A 24,846-nucleotide genomic window follows, 5' to 3' on the forward strand; every position below is an offset into this window, starting at 1 on the left:
TACTTTTTATTCAGAAGTTCTGGCAATTTCATCTAATATTCGCTGGGCAGCACGCCCATCACCAAACGGATTTTCAACATTTGCCATTTTTTGGTAATGCTGCGAATCTGTTAAAAGTTTTTCAGCCTCATCAATAATTTTTTGCTGATTTGTTCCAACAAGTACTCCTGCGCCCACCTCTACTACTTCAGGTCGTTCAGTAGTGTCTCGTAAAATTAATACAGGCTTATTAAACGATGGGCTTTCCTCTTGTAAACCACCAGAGTCTGTTAAAATGAAGATAGAACGGTCTATGACGGCTAATAAACTTGGATAATCAAGTGGTTTAACCAAGTGAATTTGAGCATGATTTTTAAACTTATCATGCACTACATCATGTACAGCTGGGTTTAAATGCACAGGCCAAATAAAATGTAAATCAGGATGATGATTAGCTAAATATTCAACTGCATTACAAATATTTTGAATTCCCTCACCAAAATTTTCACGGCGGTGAGCGGTAATAAGTACGACTTTATCGTTTTGTTTTAACTCAATTCCGTAAGGTTCGAGCTGATTTTTTAAACCAGCTTTTTCAGAAATTAATTTTCTGCCTAAATATACAGCATCAACCACAGTATTGCCTGTCACTGTAATTAAAGAAGGCTTGATTTGCTCATTAAGTAGATTTCTTTTTGATTGTTCAGTCGGAGCAAAATGCCATTTAGTAATACGCGAAACTAGCTGACGGTTTCCTTCCTCTGGGAAAGGATGGTCTAAATCATAAGAACGTAAACCTGCTTCTACATGGGCAACAGGGATTTTCATTGAAAATGCGACTAACCCAGCAGCTAACACAGTCGTAGTATCCCCCTGAATGACAATCGCATCTCGTTTTTGACCATCGGTGTAGACATGTTCAAGTTGTGTCAAACCATGAATTAACAGCTGATTTAGGCTTTGTCCTGCATTCATAATTTTAAGTCGGTGGTCAATTTCAACCCCAAAGAAATCTATAGCATCTCGCACTAATTCATCATGCTGCCCCGTGAAAATAACTTCTACCTGAAATCGTGAGTCTTGTTTTGCTAATAAAATTACCGGAGCTAGCTTTATTAGCTCTGGACGAGTACCAAATACAATTGAAATAAAAATTTTTTTCATTATTAGAAGTCCTTATAAAAAACAAGTTCTACACGAGTATTGTTGTAATGATCTTTTGTATTAACAGGCACGTCTTTAAAATAGTTGCCATATAAACGTTCAACACGAAGTTTTATCGGTTGATAATTAAAAGGTTGCCATGAAATCCCTGGCCCATATTCAAATAAATTATTGTAATACTCATTTTTACTGTCTGCTAAGCCATGCAATTTCACATAAGCCTGCACAGTTCCATTATCTCCTTTATATAAATTTAAACCTGTGCGTAAGCGCAAATCTCCAATAACGTTATAGTCTTCTCTTGAATAAGTCGCGACATTGCCATAGAGGTCAGTAAAGTAATTATCTAAACAAAGTGTATGATTACAGTTAGATTGCGAATACCACTCTTGATAACCTGCTACCCCTCCAACTACACTTTCACGAAATTTTTTTCGATTTCGATCAATCAAGTCATAACTTCCGCCAACTTCGACATAAGCTCGAACAGGAATAGAAGTCCATGGTTGATAATTTGCACCTACCCCAAGAGTAACTGCATTTTCATCAATAATTTCAGGTCGTACTCCACCTTGAGATTTAGTATCACGGTTTAAATTAAGAAAAGCGTAGACTTGAGTACGACCATTGTCGATGTTTTTACCGTACCGAACTTTTAAAGGAAAAATAACATCGTCATAACGTGACTCATAAGAGGGTGCAAAATAGATATCCCCAAAATATGGCTTAACCTCACCTCCACTTAAATTTTTAACCGCTTGAGTTGCCTTCGCAGCAATTGCTGGATTTGAAGATGAAGTTAGTTCTTTAAATAAAACCAGTGCATCACGATTCTTTTTCTGTTGATTCAGCAAATATGCTTCTTGTAATTTTAAAGTGTCGTCTTGAGGAGCTAAAGCTCTTGCTTGTCTTAAACTTTGTAAAGCCTCATCTCTTTTTTCGAGCCGAATCTGTAAATAAGTCAGGCTTTTCCAGACTTTAATATCTGTAGGGGTCAGCTTACTCAGCTCAACTAATATTTTTTCTGCTTCTTGAGGTTGAGACTGCTCTATTTTATAGAATCTGTCCCATTTATCATAAATGAGGTTTCCAGGTTTATATTCAGAGGTAACTGGGTCTTGTGCATAAGCAGAACACACACTTACTACCGCTGAAGAAATGACTACTCCCATGAGTAATATCGAATGCGTTATAGAGTTTATTGTTTTGCTATTTCTCATTATCACCTCTACAGTAAATTAGAGTTATTAAGGGTAATTTGTTAGAATGATCAATAAATATCATAATTTAAAATAATGAGTTACATCGTTAAGTTAGGTTAAGGATGATTTAATATAAATAGTTTAGTCTCCATTTTTATTATTGATCTATTCTTTAGTATCCCTAAATTCCCTATAATGATGACATATTTTTTGATCAATAATTTGTAAAATTTCATAGCATCTATAAAACATTTATAAGGCAAAACACATGGCTTTTCCACATCATACAGAGCATCATGCAATTCACCGTTCAGGTTGGTTAAGAGCTTCAGTATTAGGAGCCAATGATGGAATTATTTCTGTCACTAGTTTAATTATGGGTATGGCAGCAAGTGGAGCTAACTCACATACTTTATTAATTACATGCATTGCTGGACTAATTTCTGGGGCTACATCAATGGCTGCCGGAGAATATATTTCTGTAAAATCTCAAGAAGATATTGAAAAAGCAGATTTAGCGATTGAAGCAAAAGAACTCTCTAAGCACCCTCAAAAAGAGTTAGATGAGCTAACTCAAATTTATATTTCTAGAGGCTTATCTAAAGAACTAGCTCAAGAAGTTGCTTTACAGCTAACCAGTCATGATGCATTGGGTGCACATGCTCGGGATGAAATCGGCATTCATGAAAATACCGCAGCCAATCCTGTACAGGCCGCACTATCATCTGCTGCATCATTTTCTTTTGGGGCTTTTTTCCCCATGCTGGCTATATTACTCAGCCCGAATCAATGGATTATGCCTGCTGTCCTAGCCACAGGAATTCTTTCATTAGCGATTTTAGGTGCACTTTCAAGTTACTTTGCTGGTACATCTAAACTTAAAGGCAGTTTACGTATTACCTTATGGGGAATTTTAGCAATGGCTTTTTCAAGCTGGATTGGTTCTTTATTTAATGTCACGCCATTATAAAAAGATCTTTTAAATAGTGTTCCAGAATATTTAAAAATTAAATAGCCAATATTATTTGCTCTTCATTCTATTTTCACGTTATGGTGAAGTGAAAGAAATGAGGTGAATAAAATGAGCCTATTACAACAACTTGTAATTAAACATCCAATTTTTCTGGCTCCCATGGCAGGCGTTTCTACACCAGAACTAGCAGCCGAGGTTTCAAATCAAGGAGGCCTTGGATCATTAGGTTTGGGAGCAAACACTCCACAAAGTGCACGTGAACAAATTTTAAAAACTCAAGCACTCACTGAAAACTCATTTCAGGTTAATTTTTTCTGTCATCAATCTACAGAGCTTAACCTAGAAAAAGCAAAACAATGGATTGAATATTTACGTCCTGATTTTGAAAAATTTGGTGTTCAACCTCCTCAAGAGTTGCACTGTATTTATCCAAGTTTTTTAGACAATGATGACTTTTTAAATGTTGTTTTAGAAACTAAGCCTAAAGCAGTGAGCTTCCATTTTGGTATTCCACATCTGCATCAAATTAAAGCTTTGAAAGAAGCTGGTATTTTGACTATGGTTTCGGCCACCAACCTGATTGAAGCGCAAGCGATTGAAGCAGCAGGTATCGATATCATCATTGCTCAAGGTATTGAAGCAGGTGGACATCGAGGAATTTTCAACCAAACTTTTGATGCAGCGATTAAAACCAGTGATTTGGTCCAATTGATTGTGAAGCATTGTAAGCTTCCTGTTATAGCTGCGGGTGGCATCATGACTGGCTTGCAGGCCAAACATATGTTGGGTTTAGGAGCAACCGCAGTCCAGTTAGGTACAGCATTTGTCCAATGCCAAACTTCAAATGCTTCTGCTGAATATCGCAAAGCATTATTTACTGAACCTGTAACGCAAATTAGTGCTAGCCTTTCTGGGCGTCCAGCTCGCGGTTTATTAAACCATTGGCATACCAAAATTGATTCACCTACTCGACCTGTTCAACCAGAGTATCCATATGCTTACGATTTAGCAAAACAACTCAATGCTCTTGCGAGCAAACACCATGACTATGGTTTTGGTGCGTTTTGGGCAGGAAGTAATGTTGCACAAATACGCGAATTAGGTGCTTCTGATCTGATCAATCAACTGGTTGTTGAAATGTTAGATAATGAATAAATGAAGATTTTAAGCAACCAGTCGTGTACTGGTTGCTTTATTTTAGTGAGTAGCTAATAAATTAACTTGTTCAACCTGAACATCACTCATCAAATTACCTTCTGCAAGCAATTGATTAAAATAACTCTCGACCACTAATGCTTGTTCAGCAGTAGTTTCAACTTTATACATATTTTGACGGAACTCGTTACTCGAACGTAAGCCTTTGGTGTACCAAGCAATATGCTTACGAGCAATACGACATCCAGAATATTCACCATAAAATTGATATAACTCAGACAAATGTCCTAAAAGTACATCTTTGACTTCTTCAATATTTGGAGCAGCCAAATGCTCACCAGTTTTTAAATAATGAGCAATTTCACGGAAAATCCATGGACGACCTTGTGCGGCCCGTCCAATCATAATTGCATCGGCGCCAGTATAGTCCAGTACATATTTTGCTTTCTCAGGACTATCAATGTCACCATTGGCAATAACAGGAATATTGATTAATTCTTTAACATGTTTGATTAATTCATAACGTGCTGTATTTAAATACATGTCTTCACGTGTACGGCCATGCAATGCTAACGCGGCAATCCCCGCCTCTTCAGCACGTTTAGCCACGCGTAAAATATTTTCTTGCCCATTTAAAAATCCCAAACGGGTTTTTAAAGTCACAGGAACATCAACAGCTTCAACAACAGCATCTAGTATTCGAGCTACCAAGTCCTCATCTTGTAATAATGCTGAACCTGCTAATTTATTACATACTTTTTTTGCAGGACATCCCATATTGATATCAACAATTTGTGCCCCATTTGCAACTTGATAACGAGCAGCCTCAGCTAACTGTTCTGGGTCAGAACCCGCGATTTGCGCAGAGATAGGAGCCAACTCTCCATCAAAATTCGCACGATAAAGACTTTTTTTAGTCATTCGCAAAGTTTTGTCGGCAGTCATCATTTCACTCACCGCATGACCCGCACCAAAATACTTGCACAGTGTTCTAAATGGACGGTCAGTTACACCAGCCATAGGAGCAACAATTAAATTATTTGACAGTTGATAGGGACCAATATACATATATATTCATACAATTCATGATCAACATAGTATACTTCATCCGCTTGATCAGCTCATCTTTTTTGCAGGTGCTTTCCTCGCCATGAACAAACCGTTGTCTTCCCGTTTTTTATTAAAATCATTCGGTGTAGTCACCGTATGCATGAGTTTAACTGCTTGTGGAGATAAAGCCTGGTGGTCAAAAAATGATGAGCCCGATTTAGAAAGCCAGCAAATTAAAAAATTAATCCCATCGCGCGTGCATGATCGTGAGTCGTGGGCCAAAGATATCGACGATATTATGCAGGACTTAAAAATTCCTAAAACCAAGCAAAATGTTTGTAGTATTGTCGCGATTGTAGATCAGGAATCTAACTTTGTTGCCAATCCAGTAGTACCCGGTCTTGGTAAAAAAGCGGTCGATGAAGTCAGTACCCGTTTAAATGAAAAGTTTGAAGACAAACTTGGTGAGAAAGTTGGTGGTACTGTCGCAGGCTATTTCGAAGAAGTATTAAAAACCCAGCCCTCTCCTGACAACAACTACATGAGTCAGATGCGTAAAGTCAAAACTGAAAAAGATCTCGACTTACTTTATCGTCAAATTTTTGATTTTATGACTCAACATTATCATGTCAGTGCCTTAACGGGCGCAGCCAAATTGGTCGGACAAGATATTGGTGAGAAAATGAATCCAATCACTACACTGGGTTCAATGCAAGTTCATATTAATTATGCCAAAGCGCATAAGCGTTCTAGCATGAATATTGCAGACCTTAGAAATGATCTTTATACGCAATATGGCGGTCTATATTATGGTATTCACCGCTTGATGGTATATCCAGCAGACTATGATAAGGCCATTTACCGTTTTGCCGATTATAACTCAGGTATGTACTCTAGCCGTAATGCTGCTTTTCAAAGCATGCTCGATGCCCTTAGTGATGCTGAGCTCAGCTTAGATGGTGATTTGTTACTTTACAATAAATCTGGTGATCCACTCGCAGTTCAGAGTCAGTCAGAAAAAGAGTTAATGAAACTATTTACTGCAAATAATGTTTTAATTACTCCAAGACAACTTCGCGATGACCTGAAGTTGGAAAAAGAGAAAAAGTTTGAGAGTACACAAACTTATATTGCCTTAACTAAACTCTATAAGGCTAAAACTGGCAAAGAACCTATCTATGCAATGATGCCTCAAGTGGTCATTTCTGGGCCTAAATTAAGTCGTGACTATAATACTAACTGGTATGCAACCCGCGTAAACGGACGATATGAATCATGTATGCAACGAGCGAAACGAATAAGATAATAAAAAACCTCGCCCTGTTCGATTTTGATGGAACCTTGTGCACTAAAGACAGTTTTACAGGGTTCATCTTTTATGCATTATCTAAGCGCCACATTGTGAAGCAAGGCTTGAAAATCCTGCCATGGATTCAAGCCTATTATCTTAATTTTTATCCCGCCCATGCGATGAGAGCTAAACTTTTTCGCAGTATGTTTAGCAATACTCCAGCCATTGAACTGCAAAGGTTAGGCGAAGAATATGCGCAAGAGCTTGTATCGACGCTTTCACCTGAAATCTTCGCTCAGTTACAACAACATCAGTTACTTGGTGATCAAGTAGTCTTGGTTTCAGCTTCAATTGATATCTATCTTGCTCCACTTTGCAAATTACTTGATATCGAATTAATTTGTACCGAAACTCAAATTAAAAATGGCATGATGACGGGCTACTATTCAACGCCAGATTGTAGTAATGAACAAAAGAAGTTAAGAATACATGAACAATATTCTTTGCAGGATTATTATCAAATTTATGCTTATGGGAATACTTCAGAAGATTTAGATATGCTGAGCCTTGCCACCCATCCTTTTATGGTTGGTGAAGATCGAATCTTGCCGTCATTAACACCACAAAAAAAGCTCGCATAAAGCGAGCTTTTTTATTGATCACAACTTAATAAATCGCCATATGATCGCGATGAATCATTTCCAGCGAACGAGCTTCACCAAGTACTTGATAAACCTTATCCGAAGCTAAGCCTTTAATGATTTCAGCAGAACGCGAACTAAAGTTTACTCGTCCAACTGCAATGCGCTTACCCTGTTTATCAACGCATTCAACCACATCGCCACGATCAAAGTGACCTTCAACAGTTTTGACCCCAACAGGGAGTAAACTACGGTGTTTCAATTTAATCGCTTCAACCGCACCATCATCAATCACCAGACGACCTGCTGTTTGCAAATGCGCAGCAAGCCACTGTTGATGCGCTGTCATACGATCTTTATCAGTCGTGAATAACGTACCTAACATTTCGCCAGCCATTACTCGTGACAATACATTGTCACTTTCACCACTAGCAATCAGTGTTGGACAGCCTGACTTGGCAGCTAAACGCGCAGCACGAACTTTAGTGACCATGCCACCTCGTCCAAGAAGTCCACCACCACCAGCCATTTCAAATAAGACATCGTCCATGGCACGCACAGTTGATAACAACTTTGCATCAGGGTTATGGCGTGGGTCTGAGTCAAACATGCCTTGCTGATCTGTTAAAATGATCAGTAAATCAGCATGTACTTGACCAGCAACCATTGCTGCTAAGGTATCGTTATCACCAAAACGAATCTCGTCAGTAGAGACTGTGTCGTTTTCATTGATAACTGGAATAACACGCCAGTCAATCAAGTTCTGCAACGCATCGCATGAGTTCAAATAACGACGGCGATCTGCCAAATCATCATGTGTTAGTAACACTTGCGCTGTTCGAATACTATGATTTTCAAGCACGCTAGACCACGTATGAATTAGGCCCATCTGCCCAATTGCGGCACATGCTTGTAAACTGGGTAGATCGGTGGGTCGACTCGCAAGCTTCATACGAACCATACCTTCTGCTACAGCTCCTGAAGACACTAAAATAATTTCGTGTCCAGCATTGTGTAAATCTGCAATCTGTTTCGACCAATGCGAAATAGCTTCCAGATCTAGCCCCTGCCCATTTGCTGTGAGTAAAGATGATCCGATTTTAACAACGATTCGTTTACACTCACTGAGCTTACGTTGCCCATCGACCACTTCTATCATGTTTTCCTCGATTTTTTAGTCACGAACGTAGATGCTTTCTACATCATTGTCGTCTTCATCATCGTCAAAATCATCATCATCGTCCATCATACTTTCGAGACGTTGTGCTCGACGCATCGCACGATATGCTTCTTTTGCCGCAATGGTTTGTTCACGTGTTTCAACTTCTAGTTGTTCACGGAAAGCTCTTACTTCTGCTGCGTATTCAGGATCTTCAACTTCGCGTTCGCGTTGTTGTTCAATCTGATCCATCAAGTAATACACAACGTCTTTTGTTCCTTCGCTTAATAAGCCTGATGTCTTAAAGACAGGACCAGTCCACTTCAACTCGTCTAAAATGTGCTGACACCACTCTTCACGACTTTCTTCAGCAATTTGATCCAGTTTATTGAGTACTAAAACAACTGGTAGTTTCGCTAAAGTAGGAGAAAACTTAGCCAACTCGTTCATAATTGCTTTAGCATTGTGTGCTGGATCAGAACCATCAATTGGTTGCACATCAATAATGTGTAGAAGAATACGAGTACGTGCCAAGTGTTTAAGGAAACGAATTCCTAGACCTGCACCCTCTGCTGCACCTTCAATAAGACCCGGAATATCGGCCATTACAAATGAACGATGACGGTCAGCATCTACAACACCTAAGTTTGGAACCATAGTGGTAAATGGATAGTCCGCTACCTTCGGTTTTGCAGCACTTACAGCACGAATGAAAGTAGATTTACCAGCGTTTGGCATACCTAATAAGCCAACATCCGCCAATACTTTCAACTCAAGGCGAATTTCACGAAATTCACCTTTTATACCAGTCGTACATTTACGTGGAGCACGGTTAGTTGATGATTTGAAGTGAGTATTACCTAGACCACCTTCACCACCACCTGCAACCAGAATTCTTTGGCCGTCTTCAACCAAGTCGCCAATAATATCGCCAGAATCTGTATCAACAATTGTTGTACCTACAGGTACTTTTAAAACCACATCTTCACCACCACGTCCGGTACAGTTAGCACCTGCACCGTTTTTACCACGCTCAGCGCGGAATTTACGGGTGTAACGGTAATCGACTAAGGTACTTGTATCATCATCAGCTTGAATATAGATACTTCCACCACGTCCGCCATCACCACCATCTGGGCCACCAAATGGTACAAATTTTTCACGGCGAAAACTGGCTACGCCATTGCCACCGTCGCCAGCCTCTACGGTAATGACTGCTTCATCAACAAAGCGCATTTGCCAATCCTCTAAAAACTCTAAAACCGCCTATTCTGCCATATTTTCATAAAATTCTCGAATAGAAAATCGAGAGAATTCAACTTTCCTAGGTCTTATTCTATATCTTTTGATATTGATAAAAGTTTAAAGCTGATCAGAGTCGCTTTTTATGCATTGATCCCTTATGGATGAACATTGCGTAAAGGCAAATCCATCTTCATATCTAAATTCGCTTTTGTGTGCTGTACAGAGTTATACATAATGGCATTAAAGCTTGAAATATTACCCATTTCCATTGCATCATTAATTTTCAAACTTGGATTAAACTGATGTTTAACTGGTAAATTTACCGACTCATCGAACTCAAAATAAACTGGACCATTAAAAGCAATTTTAACGGGAATGGTATAACTACGTTTTAACTGAAATGGAATATCAAGATTAATAGGAATATTTAATTTTAATGGAAATCTAGGTAATAACTTATTTTGGTAAATTAAATCGGTAGTTGTTTCCAAAGGCATAACCTGATCAACTTTCAGAGTTGTCGCATAATCAACACTTACTGTAATTGGCGTCTCGACTTCAAACTGCAAATCAGCCAAATACCTTCCCTTTAATGGTACCGAAATCTGACGATCAATCTTAATTGAGGTATCAAGTTTACCTATAGACTGTACCTGTAAATTATTACCAACATGAATTTTTGTCTCTAATGACTCCGGTAAACGAATATCCGACTCATGTGCAGACACTACAACTGAAGCTTGTATATTTAAATAAAGCCAAAATAAAATTGCCGTGAGTACCATAATCAGAAAAAAACTGATCAGCATACTTTTTATTGAACCAAGCATCAGTCACCTTCCTACTTATTCTGGTTCTGATCAGGTACAGATGTAGCATTATCGGCTTTAACGCGATTAAGGCTCATACTTGATAAAGGTATTTTTAACTCACCATGCTCAATTTTAACTGGCAAAGTATTTTTCACATCTACTGAAGCATTTAAAGCAGTTTTTACAGGTACATTCAAACTACCTTGAATCGGAATATTGGTCTTTAATTGAGCATTTAGAGGAATATGAAGATCTTCTTTTAAAACTGTTTTAACTGGAGCATCAAACTTCAAATGAACTTTTTGATCGAGTGGTACTTGAATATCAATAGGTACATCAAGCTTTAATGGAATATTACCTTTTAATGGCAAAGTTATATCCTTACCTAATACTCTGACTTGAACTTTAGTATCTATTGGGAGGCTTTGATCAACTTTTAATGTTTCTTTAACTGGAATAACAGTGCTAATTGGCACCATATTATCGAAATAGACCCGTGGGGTTAACGTCTGTGTGAGAGGGATAGTTAACTTTTCATTAATAGGAATATTCGCATTTACTCTACCCTTTACATCTACATTTAAGGCATCTTTGACTTTAACCTGTACCTGCAAAGGTTCTTGTAAATCAATCGCTACAGCTTGGTTTTTCAGCGGGATATAAATATTAAAATGCTTGAAAACCCAAATGGCGATGAGTACACCACATATATTCGCGATGATGATGAAAAAGAAGACGATTAATAATCTTTTAAACTGCTGCAATTCCAATCCCTTTTACTATTTCTTTTTGTTCCTTAAATCCTATTCTCATTGATTTTTAAAAAATAATCAGCATATATTTTGTACGGTTGTAAAAAAACCCAGTCTAAACTGGGTCTTTTTGTCACAATATTTTATCTAACGTTAAATAGAATTAAGCGTTAGTTTCTGCAGGAATTTTTGTATAGCTTACGCCACACATTTGTTCAGCAATACGTAATACTTGGCAGCTATAACCGACTTCGTTATCGTACCAAACATATGCAGTTAAGCGGTTACCAGAAGTAATCGTTGCTTGAGCATCATATACACCAGCTGTACGAGAACCGATAAAGTCACTTGATACCACTTCTGTAGAGTTGGTATAACCGATTTGACCTTGAAGGCTAGAGTTAATCGAGATTTGACGAATGTATTCGTTCACTTCTTCACGATCAACTTCTTTATCAAGTGTTAAGTTTAGAATAGCAAGAGATACGTTTGGAGTTGGAACACGTACAGAGTTACCAGTTAACTTACCTTTTAATGCCGGTAATGCTTTAGCAACAGCTTTAGCAGCACCAGTTTCAGTAATAACCATGTTCAATGTAGCGGCACGACCACGACGATCAGCTTTGTGGTAGTTATCAATTAAGTTCTGGTCATTTGTAAATGAGTGAACTGTTTCAACATGACCATTAAGAACTTTATATTTGTCATCCAATACTTTAAGAATTGGAGTGATTGCATTTGTTGTACAACTTGCAGCAGAGATGATTTTGTCTTCATCTAAGATGTCAGTGTTATTTACACCAAATACAACGTTTTTCATTTCGCCTTTACTTGGTGCAGTTAATACTACACGTGCAACGCCTGGGCATTTCAAGTGTTGGCTTAAGCCTTCAGCATCACGCCATTTACCAGTGTTGTCGATTAAAAGCGCGTTTTCAATACCGTATTCAGTGTAATCAACTTCACTTGGGCTAGATGCATAGATGACTTTAATGAAGTTACCATTCGCAATGATTGCTTCGTTTTCTTCATCAACAGAGATTGTACCAGCGAAAGTACCGTGAATAGAGTCACGACGAAGTAAAGAAGCACGTTTCGCCAAGTCACCGTCAGAAGACTTACGAACAACAATCGCTTTAAGGCTTAAACCACGACCTAAACCTGATTGGCTAATGATTAAACGAGCTAAGATACGACCAATACGACCAAAACCGTAAAGAACTACGTCTTTTGGTTGTTCAGAAGTTGCGCTACCTTTAATTGTCTCAACTGCTTGAGCAACAAACGCATCAACATCACCGCCTTTTTCTTTATATTCAACTGCAAGTTTACCGATATCAACTTCTGCAGAACCAATGTTTTCAACTTTTGCTAAAGCTTCTAAAATTGGGAATGTATTTACAACAGAAAGCTCAACATCTACAACACGTGTACGACGGTGAGTTTTCAAAATTTGAATAACAGAACGGTTAATTAAAGAGCGACCGTAAACAGATACGACAATATTTTTTTCACGGTATAATTGACCGATTAATGCAATCATACGTTCCGCGATTTCTTCACGGTTTTTCCAACGACCTTGGTGTTCAGCATGCAGGGCGATGATAGTGTCTTTGCTCACAGATACGTCCTCTAATTAATTATATCTAGGCGTGATTTTTAAAACCCCGTAATTGTAATGGAATTATTGGCAAGAATGAATCAAAAGCTGACGTTAGTAGCTAGATTTTCCTAAAATTCATCATAAATTCATAAAATACCTATAATTATTTTTTATTATCTTATTGTTTAAAGCAGCTAAATTTTTGCTTTTTCTTACTTTTTAGATTCTGATGCTCTAATAATGAGCATCATTTTTTAATCTTTTTTGATATTTTTCGATATTTAACTGCAAATTTTTGGCTTTTTGCTGCTGTTGATAAAGATGAAAAGCACCTTCTAAGACAAGTACAAAAACAGCACACCAGATTGGAATATAAGTAAACCACTCTTCTCGACCAATACTTTCACCTAAAACCAACGACGCCAAAGCTAGCAATACAGGTTCTAGATATCCGAGCAACCCAAATACCACTAAGGGTAAAAAACGACTCGCTAATATATAACTTCCTAAACCTATAGCACTAAGCACCCCTAGCCCCATAATGACCAAAGCAAGGGTTGGTTGATCGAGAAATTTAGCGTATGGCAATACACCTGTATGGGTCAGATAAATCGCTACGGGCATAATAATCACAAGATCCCACCAAAAACCACCTAAATTATCCGTTTTAATTTTCTTGCGTAATAAGAAATAAGCTGAATAACCAATGGCAACTAAAGCAGTTTCCCAAGCAATACTTCCTAAGCGAAAAATCTCATGGCCGACCCCAACTATGGCCAGAATAATAGCGACCCACTGAAATTTTGATATTTTTTCGCCATATAGCAGACTACCAGCTAACACCAATACAAGCGGTAGAAGGAAATATCCCAAGGACACTTGTAAACCACGCCCATGCATTGGCCCCCACAAAAAGAGCCATAGCTGTACCGAAGTCAACACAGAGGTTGTGATGAGCAATAAAAGAAAAGTGGGTTTTGCCAAAATACGCTGATAGATATTTTTAATATGGCTTAAGTCACCACTCCACCACATAAACAAAGTTAAAAATGGCAAAGTCGCAATAATACGCCACCCAAACGTCTGCTCACTATCAAGTTGGCCGAGTAATTGGGTATAGAAATAAAGTACACCGAAAGTTAATGATGCCATGACAGAGAAAATCACGCCTTTTAACATCACCAACCTCTTTATACTTCAATAAAAATAAAGCGATACAATACTTGATTTATCTACTATACAAAAGAAAAAAACCATGTGAAGACATGGTTTTTTCTTAAGCAATTTTTTTTACTCTTTGTGCTCAGAGTGAATAATATCTCGAATATCAAATCCTAATGTTTTTGCATAATTCAGATATTCATCAACTACCTCTTTTTTAGGGTGCGGCGTTCGAGATAATACCCAAAGATATTTACGGGAAGGCTCTCCAACTAAAACCGTCTGATAGTCTTCATCTAGTTTTAAAATCCAATAATCACCACGAATTACGGGTATCCATCTTACAGCCTCAGGTAAAAAACTAACCTTTAGTTTAGTGTTATATGGTGGATTCACTACAAATGCTTCACCAATAGATTGCTGTAATTGTTTTTGATTATCATAACAACGGTTATCTACAACAATATTTCCATTTTCATTTAAGGTATATGTTGCAGATACGTTGTAAGCACATTTTTTTTGAAAAAAAGCTGGTTTACGTGCGACTTCATACCACACACCTAAATAACGGTCTAATTCAACTTTATCGACAGTTGGTAGCGGTTTTTGCTGGGCGTAAGCATATGTTCCAACGGCTAAGCCAGTCAGAACAATCCCGCCCAATGCAATTTTTGCCAAGCGCCAACTGGCTTGCGGAACATTTTTTCGAAATGCCATTGTTGCCCTCAACTTTTAGTTGTGAATACAAAAATAACTTAAACATCTACAGTAGCTTGTTTTTTAAACAAATCATGTAGTGTTATGTATCCATTTATTGCAACATTTGCGCTTTTAAACGAACAATTTCATCACGAATGCGAGCAGCTTGCTCGAATTGTAAGTCTTTCGATGCCTTTAACATTTCTTTCTCAAGCTTAGTAATATGTTTACTAAACAGTTTAGGATCAGAAAGAATATGTCGATCATCGGCACTCAGTGCTTTTGCCTGCTCTAATACCTTCTCATCAATTTGATCATCTGAAAGCACTTCACCTGAATCAATTTCTTTGATCACCTGACGAACAGCGCTACGAGGTGTAATACCATGTAGCTCGTTGAACTCAATTTGTTTGGCTCTACGGCGCTCGGTTTCATCAATTGCTTTTTGCATAGAATCGGTAATTCTATCTGCATATAAAATTGCTTTACCTTTCACATTTCGGGCAGCTCGACCAATGGTCTGAATAAGCGAACGTTCTGAACGTAAAAAGCCCTCCTTATCTGCATCTAAAATAGCAACTAAAGAAACTTCCGGCATATCCAAGCCTTCACGAAGCAAGTTAATACCGACTAAAACGTCGAATACACCTGTACGTAACTCATGAATAATTTTGACACGCTCAACTGTATCGATATCTGAGTGTAAATAAGCAACCTTAACGCCATATTCTTTTAAATAAGACGTCAAATCTTCCGCCATACGTTTAGTTAAAGTCGTTACCAATACACGTTCATTTAAATTCTTACGAATATTAATTTCAGAAAGCACATCATCGACTTGAGTAAGTACTGGGCGAACTTCAATTTCAGGATCAATTAAACCTGTTGGTCGAACAACTTGCTCAACCACTTGTTCTGACTTTTCCAATTCGTATTTAGCTGGCGTTGCGCTCACAAATATAGTAGTTGGAACAATACGCTCCCACTCTTCAAATTTCATAGGGCGGTTATCAAGCGCACTTGGTAAACGGAAACCATAATTCACTAAGTTTTCTTTACGTGAACGGTCACCTTTATACATTGCGCCAATCTGAGGAACCGTTACATGCGATTCATCAATAATAAGTAAGGCATCGTCTGGCACATAATCAAACAATGTCGGTGGTGCTTCACCTGCTGGACGGCCCGATAAATGACGAGAGTAGTTTTCAATACCATTGGTATAGCCTAACTGCTGCATCATTTCCAAATCATAACGAGTACGCTGCTCTATACGCTGAGCCTCAAGCAACTTGTCATGTTCTCGGAAGAACTTAAGCTGGTCTTGAAGTTCATCCTTAATGGTATCAATCGCACGTGTTAAGTTATCTTTTGGTGTCACATAATGGCTTTTTGGATAAATCGTGACACGTGGTACTTTGCGCACCATTTTACCAGTGAGTGGGTCAAACCAACGAATTGAGTCTACTTCATCATCAAAAAGCTCAATACGAATTGCATGTTGGTCCGATTCAGCTGGGAAAATGTCAATAATTTCGCCACGAATTCGATAAGTACCACGTAAGAATTCAAGTTCATTACGGGTATATTGCATTTCAACCAAACGGCGAATAATTTCGTCTCGACTCACTCTGTCACCCTGCACCACATGCAATAACATTTGCATGTAAGCATTTGGGTCACCCAAACCATAAATAGCAGATACAGAAGCAACAATAATTGCATCACGGCGTTCTAACAAAGCACGTGTTGCCGATAAACGCATCTGGTCAATATGGTCATTAATTGCTGCGTCTTTTTCAATAAACGTATCTGAAGACGGAACATAAGCTTCTGGTTGATAGTAGTCGTAATAACTTACGAAGTATTCAACTGCATTATTTGGGAAAAAGGCTTTAAATTCACCATAGAGCTGCGCTGCTAAGGTCTTATTGTGCGCCATCACAATAGTTGGCCGTTGTGTTTGGGCAATGACATTTGCCATGGTATAGGTCTTACCGGAACCAGTCACACCCAACAGTAACTGATTACGAAAACCTTTTTCGACGCCATTTACCAGCTTTTCAATTGCCTGTGGCTGATCACCCGCTGGCTGGTAATGAGTGACCAAATCGAAAGGTTGATTTTCGTTCACAGTTCTCTCTCTTTTATAAATATGCGTAATTTGCTATTAATGGTGTCAATAAGCCAAATTTACAATCATTTTTCTGTACTTTAATCAGATTTTTGATTACATATAGTGAATATCTTCAAATTTTATATTTTCATAATTTAAAGTCTCAACCTTGAATTTACACATGAATACACTTTATTCTATGCCTTTCAAAAATATGAAAATTTAAAAAATTGCTGTGAATTCCATCAATATGCAATATTTTATATTAATTGTTCCAAGTTGCCTGTTTTTGATTGGACTCGCTTTTACATTTTGCCGCTTAATTTTTAAAGCTGATCTTTTTTTATTATGGATTGGCTTAGCTTATGTCATTCCCTCAATTGCATTATTTGCTCAATGTTTAATGAACAATGCACAACTTACTTTAGCGGCTCCTTTCACAGCAATTTTATATTTATTAGGCAGTTGGTTCGGTGCCTATGCTATTAGTCTGAAGTTAAAGGTTTCTTTTAGGCACAAATTAGCATTAGCGATTAGTTTATGTACGATTGCTATATTGACCTATTTTTCATATATACAGCCCCAAATATGGGTACGATTAATTATTTTAAATATTTCTTTGGGTTTAGTAGGTTTTATTACAATTCCCCATGTACTAAAAAAATTACCGTCCTCTAAATCATTTGATAAATGGATCTTAATTTTTTATTTGATCAGTGTTTCATATTCTTTTTTTCGAGCTGGAATTAACTTCATATTTTTAGAGCCTATAGATCAAAGTCAATTTACCTTAACCTCATCAGTATGGTGGCTGCTATGTATGTCAGCCAACATTCTCTTAAATATTTTATTTGCTCTAGTCATTAGTGGATGCGCCGTCAAAGATGTTATTCATCATCTCAATAATGAACGTTTTCAAGATCCGCTCACTCATTTATTAAATCGTCGTGGTTTTTTTGAAAAAAATAAAGTTATAGATTTTGGTAATAGTTTTTATTTTTTAATATACTTCGACCTTGATCATTTCAAAACAATTAATGATACATGGGGTCATTATACAGGTGATCTAATTTTAAAAGGCGTTAGTGAAATAATATTAAATAATAAAAAGGCTAATGACTTAGTAGCACGCTTTGGAGGTGAAGAATTTATTTGCTTGATCTCGGCTAAAAATGAAAGAGATGCTTTACACCAGACACAACGGCTTAAAGCTTTGATAGAACAAACTGTATTTACGAATAATAAAATTAGAATTACAGCAAGTTATGGACTCACCTCTATAAAAAACTTACAGGACATTGAACAGGCTTTGCATCGTGCAGATCATCTCCTCTATAAAGCTAAAGCAAATGGTAGAAATCAAATTTCATGTGATTTTGTTATTTAAGTAAGACCTTTACTTTATGACTCTATAAAAACATATCAATTTCTTATAAGTCCTTCTTTATAAAATAAATTGATAACTTTCATCTTCATTGAGTACAGTCTTATAAAAAATATAAAAGAAAAATGCAAACAGGTATTGACCCTTCCCGCAATCAACTGCAACATGAGATTATACTCTATTTAATGATAAGAATATGTCATACCAATATCATGATGAAAGCATTGTAACGGAACTTCCTGAAGATACAGTTTTCGTATTTGGAAGCAATCTTGCCGGGCAACACAGTAGTGGAGCTGCCCGAGTTGCTAGTCAGCACTTTGGTGCAGTTGAAGGTGTAGGTCGTGGCTGGGCTGGACAAAGCTTTGCAATTCCAACTCTAAATGAACATATTCAACAAATGCCACTCTCCCAAATCGAGCATTATGTTGAAGACTTTAAAATTTATGCAAAAAACCATCCTAAAATGAAGTACTTTGTGACTGCTTTAGGATGTGGAATCGCAGGTTATAAAGTTTCCGAAATTGCTCCGCTTTTTAAGGGCATATATCACAATGTCATTTTCCCTGAATCATTTAAACCATATGTCGAAGAAAACGCTGTTTCACAGTTCCCGACACTTACTCAAAAAATGGTTCAAAGTTTCATTAATGATGAAGTCATCTTTTACTTTAATCATGGTAGCGAGTCTTTTGAAGAAGCTTTAGATAAAACAGATTTATCGAATGCTGAAAAAGCAGTAGCACTTATCGTACTTAATGAAGAATTGTATCCTCGTGACCGTTATGGCAGAGGCCGTGATCATGAATTAAGTGATATTTTGGGTAAGCTCAATGGTAAGATTTTCAATATTCATGGTAATTCAGAAGGCGCGATGATTTTCGTAAGTGTTATTGTTGCACTTATGGAACTATATGATTTCGATGAGCAAGACTTTATTAAATTATGGCGTGGTGAAAAACACATTGAACACCCAATTAACCGCTAATTTATTTTGTCATTTTATGAGTTAAGCAGATAACCTCTGCTTTCTCATTATATTATTTCACTTACATTAAATATTCTTTATTTTAATTATTCTAATAGATTTAATCTGTTTATCTTTCCAAATCTTAATTTTTCTCACTATACTTTGAGACAAACTGAATACTTAAAGAAACATATGGAAACTTTAGATTCTTCAATTTTTGACCTAACCCCAATTCCAATGTGGATTGAGGATTTCAGTGAAGTTAAACAGTTATTTGACTTATGGAAAAGCCAAGGGATTGAAAACCTATATGATTTTCTAAGCCAAAATAAAAATCTGATTATTGAATGTGCCCATAAAATTAAAGTGATCAAAGTAAATCAAAAAGCTTTAGAACTTTTTGAAGCAAAAAACCAAGAAGAGTTGTGCGGCAACTTAGATCTTATTTTTAAAAAAGAGATGTTTGAAGCCCATATTCACGAACTCGAAGCGTTATGGAATGGCAAAACCCACTTCTCAAGTACTACTATAAATTACACGCTCTCTGGTAAACCTATTGATATACAACTACGGGGGGCAATTTTACCAGGCTCTGAAGCCACCTTTAGCCGTATTTTAATTACGACTGAAGATATTACTCCTTACAAAAACGCACTCCGTCAAGAAGAGAAAAATAGACGTTTAGCAGAGTCAATGTTTATTTACTCACCCACTTCTCTTTGGGTCGAAGATTTTAGTCGTATTAAAAACAGAATTGATCAGCTTAGATTATTAGGTATAGAAGATTTTAGAACTTTTTTAGATGTACATCCTGAATTTGTTCGTCAATGTATCGAAGATATTTTGATTTTAGATGTTAATCAGTCGACCCTCGATTTATTTAAAGCACCCGATAAAAACACTTTGCTAAAAAATACCCATAAAATTTTTGCCGATGAGATGGTTGAAACCTTCAGAGAGCAACTGATTGAGCTATGGCAAGGAAATATTCACCACAAGCGTGAAGCAATTAATTATGCATTAGATGGACAAATTAGAAATGTCCTACTGCAATTTACTGTATTCCCAGGGTATGAAGAGACATGGGGACTGGTTCAGGTTGCACTGACAGATATTACAGCTCGAAAGAAAGCTGAAAATTATCTCGAATATTTAGGGCAACATGATGTGCTGACTAAACTCTATAACCGCGCATTCTTCACAGAAGAACTTAATCGTTTAAATCGCAGTATTATCCGCCCTGTTTCATCAATTTTTTTAGATATGAATGGTTTAAAAGAAACCAATGATCAACTGGGTCATGATATTGGCGATGGGTTGTTACGCCGTGTAGGTAATATTCTAAATCAGGCAATCACAAATACTGCTTATACCGCTTCTCGAATTGGTGGAGATGAGTTCGTTGTTTTAATGCCCGGAGCAGACGAAGCGAATGTTTTAATGATGCTTCAAACAATTCAGGAACTTTTCAATATAGATAATCAATATTACTCAAGTCACCCAATTAGTATTGCTATTGGGCATGCAACAACAAAAGACAATGAACAGGTGGAGGATATGCTAAAACGCGCAGATCACCATATGTATCAAAAGAAAAAAATCTATTATCAAGAAATATTACAGCAATAAAAAACAGGCAATATGCCTGTTTTTTATTTAAATTAGCGTTTACCCATTGAGCGACGAGTACCACGAGGAGGCATCCAAGTTCTATCAGCATATTGCTCTGGCTTCGGACGCACTTGGTTGTGTACAGCATCATCTGCTTGATTACTTTCACTCGGCATTGGGAATGGCAATTTCACCAAAGCCTTTTTCTGTTTTGGCTGTTGCTCAGTCATAATTCAGTCTCGAAATTTCGATTGCCGCCTATTATAAAGTATTTTTCTCCTTTCTTTCCAAAAAAGCTTTAATTGAATAAAAGCGCAACAAGATCTTTCTTAAATTAAACTTTTTTACATCTAAAAATACCTGCATCCGCAAATTACCTAATTTTTGCGATAAGATAGTATGCTTTTTATTTTTAATCCCATAAGAGGAATATTGCCGTGGACGTACGTCTTTCTGATCGTGTCAATGCTATCAAACCGTCCCCTACACTTGCTGTAACTAACAAAGCTGCTGAGCTTAAAGCTGCTGGCAAGAATGTGATTGGTTTAGGTGCTGGCGAGCCAGATTTTGATACCCCTCAACACATTAAAGATGCTGCAATTGAAGCAATTAATAATGGTTTCACCAAATATACGGCTGTAGATGGTACTCCTGGGTTAAAAAAAGCAATTATTGCTAAATTGAAGCGTGATAATAATCTTGATTATCAAGCGAACCAGATTTTGGTGTCATGTGGTGGTAAACAAAGCTTCTTTAACTTGGCACTTGCATTATTAAATAAAGGTGATGAAGTGATCATCCCTGCACCGTTCTGGGTAAGCTATCCAGATATGGTGATTATTGCTGAAGGTACACCAGTTATTGTGAAATGTGGTGAAGACCAACGCTTCAAAATCACTCCTGAACAACTAGAAGCAGCAATTACTCCTAACACTCGTTTAGTGGTATTAAACAGCCCATCTAACCCAACAGGTATGATTTATAGTAAAGCTGAATTAGAAGCTTTAGCTGAAGTTTTACGTCGTCATCCACAAGTATTTATTGCTTCTGATGACATGTATGAACCAATTCGTTGGGAAGATGAGTTCTACAACATTGCAACTGTTGCTCCAGATTTATATGACCGCACAATTGTTTTAAATGGTGTTTCTAAGGCATATGCAATGACTGGTTGGCGTATTGGCTATGCAGCCGGCCCAGCAAAAATCATTGGTGCAATGAAAAAGATCCAATCACAGTCAACTTCTAACCCAACTTCAATTTCACAAGTTGCTGCTGAAGCTGCATTGAATGGCCCACAAGATGTTTTAGAACCAATGATTGAAGCGTTTAAACGCCGTCATGACTTAGTTGTAAACGGCTTAAACGACATCAAAGGTATCTCTTGCTTACCTGCTGATGGTGCATTCTATGCTTATGCAAACATTCGCCCTCTTATTCGCGCAAAAGGCTTAAAGTCTTGCACAGAATTCTCTGAATGGTTACTTGAAGAAACTGGCGTAGCAGTTGTTCCTGGTGATGCATTTGGTTTAGGCGGCTTCATGCGTATTTCATATGCAACAGCTGATGAAGTACTTGTTGATGCGTTAGCACGTATCAAAAAAGCTGCTGAATCGATTGAAGGTGTTGACGCTGCGATCGCTTCAATTGAAGCAGAAAAAGCTGCTAAATAATTTGTAAAATTAAAAAGGAAGTTTCTATCTGAGACTTCCTTTTTTATCATATTGAATTATACGACCTTTAAAATAGTTATTATAAAATAAGAAGCTAATATTTTTAGTTAGCTTGCTAATTTCAACCTTTCTCTTTTTATAGTAAAATAATAAGTCAAGATAAAATTTATCATTCATTAAATAAATCTTCCGTTATTAAAAGCACTTTGAGTAAAAGAAATGACCGTTTGGCAAAGATTAGGAATAGAACCAACAGATAACCAGAGAGAAATAAAAAAGGCTTATGCCAAACAACTAAAATTAATCGATCAAGATACCCAGCCAGAAGAATTTATTCGTCTCAGAGAGGCGTTAGAAATCGCACAATTCGAAGCAGAACATTTAACATATGAAAATGAGGATTCGGATAATTCATTTTCTATATTTGAAGAAAATGCTTCATTTAATCAGCAAAATTCAAATCCAGATGAATTAAATGATCAAACACTTGAAAATAAACTGAAGAGATTAAAACATCATATTTTTATTCAAGACATTAACTTCAATATACGTGATGAATTAATTCATTTTAATAATGAAATTGAAGCATATGAAGATAAAAGTATTAGCAGCCATTTCAGAAATCAAATCTTAGATCTATTAAAAGAAAATGATCTTGATGATTTTTATTATATCTTTACAGAAAAAGATGCCGAAAATATTGATACAAACTATCAGAAAATAATTGAAAAAGAAAAAATCGAATATTCCGTTTCCAATAACGAATGTATTCAACCAGATGAACATAGTATTCCAGTAATTCTTGAGGAAGTTAGCAATGCACTATGGAATAAAGATATTAGTGATATAACATTCAATAAATTCAATTATTTACTTAGTCAACAATATGATATTCCTCTCAGTCAACAAATAGAAATAAAAGATCAACTCCAAGCCCCTTTAGCAGAAATTGAAATTTATAATTTACAGCCTGAATATTTTCGGTTTCTAGAATTGTGGCATCAAACTTATCCTGATGATATTCATCAATATAATCCATCTTATTACTCAAGCTTACTACAGGAAAAATTAAATAGTTTTTTATCTCAATACAAACTCTTAAAAAAATTACCTAATGAGCATTTTGCACTATTAAATGAACTGTCTGGTGAAAAAAAATTTCATCCATTGAAAATGCTCAAGTTAAGAAAAAGTTTAAATAAAATTTCAAAAAACTATAGCACAGTTGAAATTATTGATAAATTTCAGCTTTCTAATACCAAAACTAACTCTAATTACTTATTTCTAAAAAGTTTAAGCAGTTTTTGGAAATTTACTATTATAAATATACTATTTATAACTATAACCTTTCTCTTTTTTAATTCCCTTATAGCTCCAGATAATCAAATTATAGTAAATTCATTAATTACTTTCTGCATTAGCCTCATATATATATTTATACTACAACCTATATTAAATACTAAAATTTTAGGTCACCCTGATTATGAAAGAACATTAGGCTATTATCTTAAATATTGGTGTTTAAGTGGATTTATTCTCTGTAGTTTGACCCCTTGGCTTCCAGATTTACCCCATCAACTTCTAAGTTATGGATGGTTTATATCTACAATTATACTACTGAGTACATTGCTGCTAGATGCAACACCATATATGAATAGATTAGAGCAAAGTGCATTTATTAATATCGATAAATGGATAATCAATATCGGCTTAATCTCTCTTAGTATTTTTCTTATTTCTGTCTTTCTTATTATTGGTGAACCTGATCATATCTGGTTCACAATTTATAGTCTGATCCCGATCTGTTTCTTATTTTACCCAGAATCTTTCCGCCCTCTCTTCTATATTTTTGGATACAATAAAGAAGATACCAACTTAACAGATAAACAAATAATGTATAGAAGTATTGGTATTATCTTCTTTAGGCTATTTTGGATTTTTGGCTTTAGCTATTTATTTATAAAATCTTCCTCACAACCTTTTATGTATGCTGCAGGCTTGATTTTAGGAAGTATATTAATAACCGGATTTAGTGCAACGAATCTCTCTTCTACACTTAAATATTTAACCTACATCGCCTTATGTATAGCAACGTCATACACCATACTCATCCCTTTGATATTAATTTATTATTTATATCAAAGCTATCAAGCAAAAAAAATCATTTTATCTAGCTGCTAAAAATATCCCCTTGTATGTATCTAAC

21 protein-coding genes are annotated in these 24,846 nt (G+C 36.5%); 9 read left to right on the forward strand and 12 right to left on the reverse strand.

Annotated elements, in window-relative coordinates:
- Positions 1-6: 6 nt before the first annotated feature.
- Together wecB and AC056_RS06815 are read right to left on the reverse strand one after the other, a co-directional pair.
- Complete coding sequence (gene wecB / locus AC056_RS06810; RefSeq protein WP_077163127.1) at positions 7-1,143, reverse strand: non-hydrolyzing UDP-N-acetylglucosamine 2-epimerase; 1,137 nt, start codon at positions 1,141-1,143, stop codon at positions 7-9.
- 2 nt (positions 1,144-1,145) lie between these two features.
- Entirely contained in the window at positions 1,146-2,363 is a 1,218-nt protein-coding gene (locus tag AC056_RS06815) for a tetratricopeptide repeat protein (RefSeq protein ID WP_139344628.1), read from the reverse strand.
- 250 nt (positions 2,364-2,613) lie between these two features.
- Between AC056_RS06815 and AC056_RS06820 the strand changes: the two genes are divergently transcribed.
- Positions 2,614-3,315 (forward strand): VIT1/CCC1 transporter family protein, encoded by a 702-nt coding sequence (locus AC056_RS06820; RefSeq protein ID WP_077163128.1) that lies wholly within the window; start codon positions 2,614-2,616, stop codon positions 3,313-3,315.
- A 111-nt stretch (positions 3,316-3,426) separates the two neighbouring features.
- A complete protein-coding gene (locus AC056_RS06825) occupies positions 3,427-4,473 on the forward strand; it encodes an NAD(P)H-dependent flavin oxidoreductase (protein WP_077163129.1) in 1,047 nt (348 codons plus the stop codon).
- 42 nt (positions 4,474-4,515) lie between these two features.
- Here AC056_RS06825 and dusB read toward each other — a convergent pair whose 3' ends face one another.
- Positions 4,516-5,541, reverse strand: coding sequence for a tRNA dihydrouridine synthase DusB (dusB, locus tag AC056_RS06830; protein WP_019457683.1), 1,026 nt, complete (start codon positions 5,539-5,541; stop codon positions 4,516-4,518).
- An 82-nt stretch (positions 5,542-5,623) separates the two neighbouring features.
- Between dusB and AC056_RS06835 the strand changes: the two genes are divergently transcribed.
- Both AC056_RS06835 and AC056_RS06840 read left to right on the forward strand, forming a co-directional pair.
- On the forward strand, positions 5,624-6,829 hold the full coding sequence (locus tag AC056_RS06835; protein ID WP_077163130.1) for a DUF1615 domain-containing protein: 1,206 nt from the start codon (positions 5,624-5,626) through the stop codon (positions 6,827-6,829).
- Entirely contained in the window at positions 6,799-7,455 is a 657-nt protein-coding gene (locus AC056_RS06840) for an HAD-IB family hydrolase (protein WP_004700012.1), read from the forward strand. The genes AC056_RS06835 and AC056_RS06840 overlap by 31 nt, the downstream gene beginning before the upstream one ends.
- 25 nt (positions 7,456-7,480) lie before the next feature.
- Here AC056_RS06840 and proB read toward each other — a convergent pair whose 3' ends face one another.
- The 8 genes from proB to uvrB all read right to left on the reverse strand — a co-directional run bounded on the left by proB (position 7,481) and on the right by uvrB (position 17,020).
- On the reverse strand, positions 7,481-8,614 hold the full coding sequence (proB, locus tag AC056_RS06845) for a glutamate 5-kinase (RefSeq protein WP_077163131.1): 1,134 nt from the start codon (positions 8,612-8,614) through the stop codon (positions 7,481-7,483).
- 15 nt (positions 8,615-8,629) lie between these two features.
- Positions 8,630-9,850 (reverse strand): Obg family GTPase CgtA, encoded by a 1,221-nt coding sequence (gene cgtA, locus AC056_RS06850; RefSeq protein WP_019457680.1) that lies wholly within the window; start codon positions 9,848-9,850, stop codon positions 8,630-8,632.
- A 164-nt stretch (positions 9,851-10,014) separates the two neighbouring features.
- Entirely contained in the window at positions 10,015-10,689 is a 675-nt protein-coding gene (locus tag AC056_RS06855) for a hypothetical protein (RefSeq protein ID WP_174739887.1), read from the reverse strand.
- 11 nt (positions 10,690-10,700) lie between these two features.
- Complete coding sequence (locus tag AC056_RS06860; protein WP_077163209.1) at positions 10,701-11,435, reverse strand: MFS transporter; 735 nt, start codon at positions 11,433-11,435, stop codon at positions 10,701-10,703.
- Positions 11,436-11,586: 151 nt separating this feature from the next.
- Positions 11,587-13,044: a glyceraldehyde-3-phosphate dehydrogenase gene (locus AC056_RS06865; RefSeq protein ID WP_077163132.1), complete on the reverse strand. Its 1,458-nt coding sequence runs from the start codon at positions 13,042-13,044 to the stop codon at positions 11,587-11,589.
- Positions 13,045-13,260: 216 nt separating this feature from the next.
- Positions 13,261-14,208, reverse strand: coding sequence for an EamA family transporter RarD (gene rarD / locus AC056_RS06870; RefSeq protein WP_077163133.1), 948 nt, complete (start codon positions 14,206-14,208; stop codon positions 13,261-13,263).
- Positions 14,209-14,316: 108 nt separating this feature from the next.
- A complete protein-coding gene (locus AC056_RS06875) occupies positions 14,317-14,904 on the reverse strand; it encodes a lipocalin family protein (RefSeq protein WP_019457675.1) in 588 nt (195 codons plus the stop codon).
- A gap of 94 nt (positions 14,905-14,998) precedes the next feature.
- A complete protein-coding gene (gene uvrB / locus AC056_RS06880; protein ID WP_049065914.1) occupies positions 14,999-17,020 on the reverse strand; it encodes an excinuclease ABC subunit UvrB in 2,022 nt (673 codons plus the stop codon).
- A 232-nt stretch (positions 17,021-17,252) separates the two neighbouring features.
- On the opposite strand from uvrB, the gene AC056_RS06885 reads away from it, so the two are divergent.
- The 3 genes from AC056_RS06885 to AC056_RS06895 all read left to right on the forward strand — a co-directional run bounded on the left by AC056_RS06885 (position 17,253) and on the right by AC056_RS06895 (position 20,985).
- The gene (locus tag AC056_RS06885) at positions 17,253-18,389 is read left to right on the forward strand and encodes a GGDEF domain-containing protein (RefSeq protein ID WP_228144357.1); all 1,137 of its coding nucleotides are present in this window, start codon (positions 17,253-17,255) and stop codon (positions 18,387-18,389) included.
- Between the two features lie 193 nt (positions 18,390-18,582).
- Positions 18,583-19,374: a hypothetical protein gene (locus AC056_RS06890; RefSeq protein ID WP_077163135.1), complete on the forward strand. Its 792-nt coding sequence runs from the start codon at positions 18,583-18,585 to the stop codon at positions 19,372-19,374.
- A 174-nt stretch (positions 19,375-19,548) separates the two neighbouring features.
- Entirely contained in the window at positions 19,549-20,985 is a 1,437-nt protein-coding gene (locus AC056_RS06895) for a diguanylate cyclase domain-containing protein (protein WP_077163136.1), read from the forward strand.
- A 32-nt stretch (positions 20,986-21,017) separates the two neighbouring features.
- Here the strand turns inward: AC056_RS06895 and AC056_RS06900 are convergent, their stop codons facing one another.
- Positions 21,018-21,197 (reverse strand): hypothetical protein, encoded by a 180-nt coding sequence (locus AC056_RS06900; RefSeq protein WP_077163137.1) that lies wholly within the window; start codon positions 21,195-21,197, stop codon positions 21,018-21,020.
- 207 nt (positions 21,198-21,404) lie between these two features.
- On the opposite strand from AC056_RS06900, the gene AC056_RS06905 reads away from it, so the two are divergent.
- Both AC056_RS06905 and AC056_RS06910 read left to right on the forward strand, forming a co-directional pair.
- Positions 21,405-22,640, forward strand: a complete 1,236-nt coding sequence (locus AC056_RS06905) for a pyridoxal phosphate-dependent aminotransferase (RefSeq protein ID WP_049066228.1) — start codon at positions 21,405-21,407, stop codon at positions 22,638-22,640.
- A gap of 219 nt (positions 22,641-22,859) precedes the next feature.
- The gene (locus AC056_RS06910; protein WP_077163138.1) at positions 22,860-24,821 is read left to right on the forward strand and encodes a molecular chaperone; all 1,962 of its coding nucleotides are present in this window, start codon (positions 22,860-22,862) and stop codon (positions 24,819-24,821) included.
- Positions 24,822-24,846 lie beyond the last annotated feature (25 nt).

Origin of the sequence: Acinetobacter genomosp. 33YU, from assembly GCF_001990725.1 — a bacterium.
Taxonomy (GTDB): domain Bacteria; phylum Pseudomonadota; class Gammaproteobacteria; order Pseudomonadales; family Moraxellaceae; genus Acinetobacter; species Acinetobacter seifertii.

Coding starts and splice junctions, on each gene's coding strand:
- AC056_RS06840 (WP_004700012.1), top strand. CDS start 6,799: ATGTATGCAACGAGCGAAACGAATAAGATAATAAAAAACCTCGCCCTG.
- AC056_RS06835 (WP_077163130.1), top strand. CDS start 5,624: ATGAACAAACCGTTGTCTTCCCGTTTTTTATTAAAATCATTCGGTGTA.
- AC056_RS06910 (WP_077163138.1), top strand. CDS start 22,860: ATGACCGTTTGGCAAAGATTAGGAATAGAACCAACAGATAACCAGAGA.
- AC056_RS06895 (WP_077163136.1), top strand. CDS start 19,549: ATGGAAACTTTAGATTCTTCAATTTTTGACCTAACCCCAATTCCAATG.
- AC056_RS06825 (WP_077163129.1), top strand. CDS start 3,427: ATGAGCCTATTACAACAACTTGTAATTAAACATCCAATTTTTCTGGCT.
- AC056_RS06875 (WP_019457675.1), bottom strand. CDS start 14,904: ATGGCATTTCGAAAAAATGTTCCGCAAGCCAGTTGGCGCTTGGCAAAA.
- AC056_RS06815 (WP_139344628.1), bottom strand. CDS start 2,363: ATGAGAAATAGCAAAACAATAAACTCTATAACGCATTCGATATTACTC.
- proB (WP_077163131.1), bottom strand. CDS start 8,614: ATGATAGAAGTGGTCGATGGGCAACGTAAGCTCAGTGAGTGTAAACGA.
- AC056_RS06820 (WP_077163128.1), top strand. CDS start 2,614: ATGGCTTTTCCACATCATACAGAGCATCATGCAATTCACCGTTCAGGT.
- AC056_RS06890 (WP_077163135.1), top strand. CDS start 18,583: ATGTCATACCAATATCATGATGAAAGCATTGTAACGGAACTTCCTGAA.
- AC056_RS06900 (WP_077163137.1), bottom strand. CDS start 21,197: ATGACTGAGCAACAGCCAAAACAGAAAAAGGCTTTGGTGAAATTGCCA.
- AC056_RS06855 (WP_174739887.1), bottom strand. CDS start 10,689: ATGCTTGGTTCAATAAAAAGTATGCTGATCAGTTTTTTTCTGATTATG.
- AC056_RS06885 (WP_228144357.1), top strand. CDS start 17,253: ATGCAATATTTTATATTAATTGTTCCAAGTTGCCTGTTTTTGATTGGA.
- cgtA (WP_019457680.1), bottom strand. CDS start 9,850: ATGCGCTTTGTTGATGAAGCAGTCATTACCGTAGAGGCTGGCGACGGT.
- wecB (WP_077163127.1), bottom strand. CDS start 1,143: ATGAAAAAAATTTTTATTTCAATTGTATTTGGTACTCGTCCAGAGCTA.
- dusB (WP_019457683.1), bottom strand. CDS start 5,541: ATGTATATTGGTCCCTATCAACTGTCAAATAATTTAATTGTTGCTCCT.